This is a genomic window from Trebonia sp. (assembly GCF_049794275.1).
Taxonomy (GTDB): Bacteria; Actinomycetota; Actinomycetes; order Streptosporangiales; family Streptosporangiaceae; genus Trebonia.
In genome coordinates this window covers 1-5,163 of the sequence record NZ_JBARCR010001126.1, presented here as the reverse complement: position 1 = coordinate 5,163, position 5,163 = coordinate 1, and the positions used below count along the sequence as shown (strand labels likewise).

The following is a 5,163-nucleotide window of genomic DNA, read 5'->3' as shown; positions in this document are numbered from 1 at the left end:
CCTCGGCGAAGAGCGCCTCGGTGGCGGCCGGCGGCAGGTCGATCACCACGCCAAGGGCCTCGAGCACGTCGGCCGCGCCGCAGGCGGACGACGCCGCCCGGTTGCCGTGCTTGACCATCCTGGCGCCGGCGGCCGCCGCGACGATCGTCGCCATCGTCGACACGTTGACCGTGTGCGCGCCGTCGGCGCCGCTGCCGACCAGGTCCGTGATCGGACCGGGAATGCTGATCGGGGTCGCGTGCGCGAGCATGCCCGCGGCCAGGCCGGACATCTCCTCCGCGGTTTCCCCCTTGGCCCGCAGCCCCACGCCGAACCCGGCGATCTGGGCCGGGGATGCCGCCCCGTCCATGATCTCGTTCATCGCCCAGGCGGTCTGGCTGGCGCTGAGCGGCTGGCCGCTGATCAGCGCGCGGATAAGCGCGGGCCAGGTCGGCCCGTCCACGGACGGCGGAGTCACCGGGGCACCGCCTATCCGGCGGTGATCGCCGCGGCGCGTGACCGCATCAGGGCGGCGAGCTCCCTGGCCAGCGCCACCGGGTCGATCGGGTGGCTGACCACGGCCTCGGCCCGCGACCAGGTCGCGAGCCAGCGGTCGTCGGCGCGGGCGATGACCAGCAGCACCGGCGGGCAGTTGTAGATCTCGTCCTTCGCCTGGCGGCTGACGCCCATGCCGCCGGCCGGCTGCGCCTCGCCGTCGAGCACCATCACGTCGACGCCGCCGGCGTCCAGCAGCCGGAACAGGGCGGGTTCGGTCGCCACCTCGACGATCTCCGCCTCCGGCACGTCGGGGGCCGGGCGACGCCCGATCGCGAGCATGATTTCCGCCCGCGTATCGGCGTCATGACTGTACACAACGACCTTCATGGTCCGTCATCTTACTGAGGATCGGGGGGACCGGGGGCAGCCCCCCGGGGGAGAGCAGAGCAAATCCGGGGGTCGGGTGCAGATCCCCTACGAGGTGTCGTAATAATGACCTTCGTGGCGACTGCATCCGTGACCGAGACACCGGTACCCCGCGGCCCTGCCAGCAGACCGAACCTCGTCAGCGTGGGTACCATCATCTGGCTGTCCAGTGAGCTGATGTTCTTTGCTGCGCTGTTCGCGATGTACTTCACGATCCGGTCCGTTGATAAGGGCCAGGGCCTGGCGTGGCCGATGGCTCATCTTGACCTCCCGCTCGCGTCGGCGAACACCATCGTGCTCGTGGCCTCCAGCGTCACCTGCCAGATGGGCGTGTTCGCGGTCGAGCGCGGCCAGATCAAGCGCACGCGTTCGATCTTCAACTTCATGCAGTGGGGCCTGCGCGAGTGGTACGTGCTGTCCTTCATCATGGGGCTGTACTTCGTCCTCGGTCAGGGATACGAGTACCTCGACCTGATCCGCCAGCAGGGCGTGACCCTGTCGTCGAGCAACTACGGTTCGGTCTTCTTCCTGACCACGGGGTTCCACGGCCTGCACGTGACCGGCGGCCTGTTCGCCTTCATCTTCCTGCTCGGGCGTACCTACGCCGCTAAACGCTTCACCAGGGAACAGCAGATCAGCGCGATCGTGGTGTCGTACTACTGGCACTTCGTCGACGTCGTGTGGATCGGCCTTTTCACCACCATCTACCTCATCCACTAACCAGGGGAAACCGAGTGAGCTCGATCATCGCCCGGCGCAGGCACCCGGCCGCCGGTTACGCGGCGGTCGCCGTCGGCCTCGTCGCGGTCGGCGTGCTCTACAGCACGCTGGCCGGCGGCGGCGCGTCGGCCGCAGCGCCCGCGCAGGCCTCGACGTCGATCGCGCAAGGCAAGTCGCTGTTCGAACAGAGCTGCTCGTCCTGCCACGGGCTCGACGCCCAGGGCACTTCGCAGGCGCCCTCGCTGATCGGCGCCGGCGCCGCCGCGGTGTACTTCCAGATGTCGACGGGCCGGATGCCGGCCAAGGAACTCGGCGCGGAGAACGATCGCAAGCCGACGGACTTCACGGAACAGCAGATCTACGCCATCGCCGCCTACATCGCGTCGCTCGGCGGCGGCCCGCCCATCCCGTCCGAAGCGGACGTGTCCACCGAGGGCGCGAACACCGCGCTCGGCGAGGAGCTGTTCAGCACGAACTGCGCCCAGTGCCACGGGTTCGCCGGCGCCGGCGGCGCGCTGACCTACGGCAAGAACGCGCCCTCGCTGAACGCCTCGACGCCGACCCAGATCTACACGGCGATGCTGACCGGGCCCGAGGCGATGCCGGTCTTCGGCGACGGGACGGTCACGCCGCAGGAGAAGCGCGACATCATCGCCTTCATCACCGACACGCGGAACGAGCCCAACCCCGGCGGCTTGTCCCTGGCACGCACCGGCACGGTCACCGAGGGCCTGTTGATCTGGATCGGCGGGCTTGGCTTCCTCATACTCATCGCCATGTGGCTCACCGCCAGGCGGCGGGACCGCGCCATCGATGAACACGGCGGTGACCACGTCCCTGGTGAGCACGCCACGACTGAAACGGCTGAGCAGGCTGAATCGGAGCACAGTTCATGAGCGAGATCGAGGAGCCGACCGGGACCGGCCCACGCCGGGTGATCGGGACCCCGTCGCCCGCCCCGGCCGCGGTCGACACCGCGGAAAAGCCGGCCGGGCCGGCGCTCGTCACCGACCCGCCGGACAAGGCGCGCGCGAGCCGCGCGGAACGCCTGGTAGCGGCCCTTTTCGTACTCGCGTTCGTCGCCGGGTGCGGGTTCATCGCGGCCTACATCGGACTTGAGGTCGGGTCGTCCAACCTCCCGGCGGGCGCGAACGCTGTCGACGCCGCGTTCCGGTCGAACCTGGCGCTCGGCCTGGCCCTGTCGGTGGTCCTGCTGGCGCTCGGCACCGGATCGATGATCTGGGTGCGGCACCTGACGCCGAACATCGAGATCGCAGAGGAACGGCACGAACTCGCGTCGGCCCCCGGGGACCGCGCCGCGTTCAAGGCAGAATTCGCCGACGGCGCGGCCATCAGCCAGTTCACCAAGCGGCCGCTGCTGCGCCGCACGCTGCTGCTCGCCACCGTACCGCTGGCGCTGGCGCCGCTGGTGCTGCTGCGCGACCTGGGCCCGCTGCCTGGCACGTCGCTGCGGTACACGGTGTGGCGCAAGGGCCTGCGGGCCGTGACCCTGGGCGCCCTCAACCCGCTGCGGCCCGGCGACTTCCAGCCGGGCAGCATGATCACGATGATCCCCGAGGGCTTCCAGGACGATGCCGACGCGCTGGCCAAGGCGGGCGTGATCCTGATCAAGTTCGAGCCGGGCCAGCTCAACTTTCCAGACCGCTATAACGGCAGCACGCTGATCGCCTCAATGAACTGGTCGATCGACAATAGCCTCATCGCCTACTCCAAGATCTGCACGCACGTGGGCTGTCCGGTGGCGCTGTACGAGCAGACGACCCACCACATCCTGTGCCCGTGCCACCAGTCGACGTTCGACGCCACGAACGGGGCATGGGTGATCTTCGGCCCGGCGGCGCGGCCGCTGCCGCAACTGCCGCTAATGGTCGACTCCGACGGGTACCTGGCGGCGGCCAGCGACTTCCCGCAGCCGGTCGGCCCGAGCTTCTGGGAGCGCGGATGAGCGACGAAGCGGTAAAGATCCCCAAGGCGCTGGACGGCGTCGGCGGGTGGCTCGACGACAGGTTCCACGGGGCGCGCGGCGTCAAGGTCCTGATGCGGAAGGTCTTCCCCGACCACTGGTCGTTCATGCTGGGCGAGATCGCGCTGTGGTCCTTCGTGATCCTGCTGCTGACCGGCACGTACCTGGCGCTGTTCTTCGTGCCGTCGACGCAGGAGGTGGTGTACCACGGCTCGTATGCCAAGCTCGACGGCATCCAGATGTCGCAGGCGTACGCGTCCACGCTGAACATCTCGTTCGACATCCGCGGCGGGCTGCTGATCAGGCAGATCCATCACTGGGCCGCCGACCTGTTCATGGTCGCGATCTTCGCGCACATGCTCCGGGTGTTCTTCACCGGCGCGTACCGCAAGCCGCGCGAGGTCAACTGGCTGATCGGGATCACGCTGCTCCTGCTGGGCATGCTCGAGGGGCTGTTCGGCTACTCGCTGCCTGACGACCAGCTGTCGGGCGCCGGCCTGCGGATCTTCGAGGGCGTGCTGCAGGGCGTACCGATCGTGGGCACCTACCTGGCGTTCTTCCTGTTCGGCGGGGAGTTCCCCGGCAACGCGATCGTGCCCAGGATGTACATCATCCACGTGTTCCTGATCCCCGGGCTGATCCTGGCGCTGATCACCGCGCACCTGTTCATCATGTTCTGGCAGAAGCACACCCAGATGCCGGCGCTGGGGAACACCGAGCAGAACGTGACCGGCCAGCCGTTCTGGCCGTACTTCCTGCTCAAGGGCCAGGCGTGGTTCTTCTTCATCTTCGGCTCCCTGGCCGTGCTCTCCACGTTCGCGCAGATCAACCCCGTCTGGCTGTACGGCCCGTACACGCCGCTGGCGATCTCCTCGGCGTCCCAGCCCGACTGGTACATGGGCATCCTCGAAGGAGCGCTGCGCATCATGCCCTCCTGGGAGATCAACTTCCTCGGGCATACCTTGACGCTGTCGGTGCTGATCCCGTTCGCCGTGCCGCTCGGGATCATCTTCACCGGCGCCGCGCTGTGGCCGTTCTTCGAGCAGTGGGCGACCGGCGACAGGTCCGCGCACCACATCAACGACCGGCCGCGCAACGCCCCGGCGCGCACCGGGACCGGGGTGGCGGCGGTCTGCTTCTACGGCATCCTGTGGGCCGAGGGCGCCAACGACGTGCTCGCCAACGCGTTCGACATACCGCTGTACACGATCACCTGGATCGCGCGGATAGCCGTCTTCGTGGTGCCGATCGGCGCGTACTACGTGACGAAACGGATCTGCCTCGGGCTGCAGCGGCACGACACGTCGATGCTCACCCACGGCGTCGAGATCGGCATCATCAAACAGCTGCCTGACGGCGGGTTCGTCGAGGAGGAACGACCGCTCACGGAGGCTGAGCGGGGCAAGATCGACTCCAAGAAGGTGCCCTTGGCGCTCCCGGCGCCCGGCGAGCCGGACCCCAACGGCGTGCCCGCGCCCGCATCGCGCGGCGTCATGGGCTGGGCCCGCGGGGTGGCGAACCGCGCGTTCACGGAGACCGTGGCGGTGCCCGACGGG

General features: G+C 68.7%; 5 protein-coding genes and 1 pseudogene. 4 read left to right on the top strand and 2 right to left on the bottom strand.

The features are described from left to right. Together WA805_RS27995 and WA805_RS27990 are read right to left on the bottom strand one after the other, a co-directional pair. Positions 1-457: pseudogene (locus WA805_RS27995) on the bottom strand (anthranilate phosphoribosyltransferase); the annotation flags it as partial. A gap of 11 nt (positions 458-468) precedes the next feature. Then, a complete protein-coding gene (locus WA805_RS27990; RefSeq protein WP_422288498.1) occupies positions 469-864 on the bottom strand; it encodes a hypothetical protein in 396 nt (131 codons plus the stop codon). Positions 865-969: 105 nt separating this feature from the next. On the opposite strand from WA805_RS27990, the gene WA805_RS27985 reads away from it, so the two are divergent. The 4 genes from WA805_RS27985 to WA805_RS27970 form a co-directional block, all read left to right on the top strand. Then, positions 970-1,623, top strand: a complete 654-nt coding sequence (locus WA805_RS27985; protein ID WP_422281604.1) for a cytochrome c oxidase subunit 3 — start codon at positions 970-972, stop codon at positions 1,621-1,623. 14 nt (positions 1,624-1,637) lie between these two features. After that, a complete protein-coding gene (locus WA805_RS27980) occupies positions 1,638-2,519 on the top strand; it encodes a c-type cytochrome (protein ID WP_425243827.1) in 882 nt (293 codons plus the stop codon). Further along, the gene (locus WA805_RS27975; protein ID WP_422288496.1) at positions 2,516-3,589 is read left to right on the top strand and encodes a Rieske 2Fe-2S domain-containing protein; all 1,074 of its coding nucleotides are present in this window, start codon (positions 2,516-2,518) and stop codon (positions 3,587-3,589) included. Before WA805_RS27980 ends, WA805_RS27975 begins: the two co-directional genes overlap by 4 nt. Then, a partial coding sequence (locus WA805_RS27970; protein ID WP_425243826.1) for a cytochrome b occupies positions 3,586-5,163 on the top strand: 1,578 nt, incomplete at its 3' end. The genes WA805_RS27975 and WA805_RS27970, both read left to right, overlap by 4 nt.

What these genes read in the sequence shown, in the direction of transcription:
- WA805_RS27990 (WP_422288498.1), bottom strand. Translation starts at nt 864, where the DNA reads ATGAAGGTCGTTGTGTACAGTCATGACGCCGATACGCGGGCGGAAATC.
- WA805_RS27985 (WP_422281604.1), top strand. Translation starts at nt 970, where the DNA reads ATGACCTTCGTGGCGACTGCATCCGTGACCGAGACACCGGTACCCCGC.
- WA805_RS27975 (WP_422288496.1), top strand. Translation starts at nt 2,516, where the DNA reads ATGAGCGAGATCGAGGAGCCGACCGGGACCGGCCCACGCCGGGTGATC.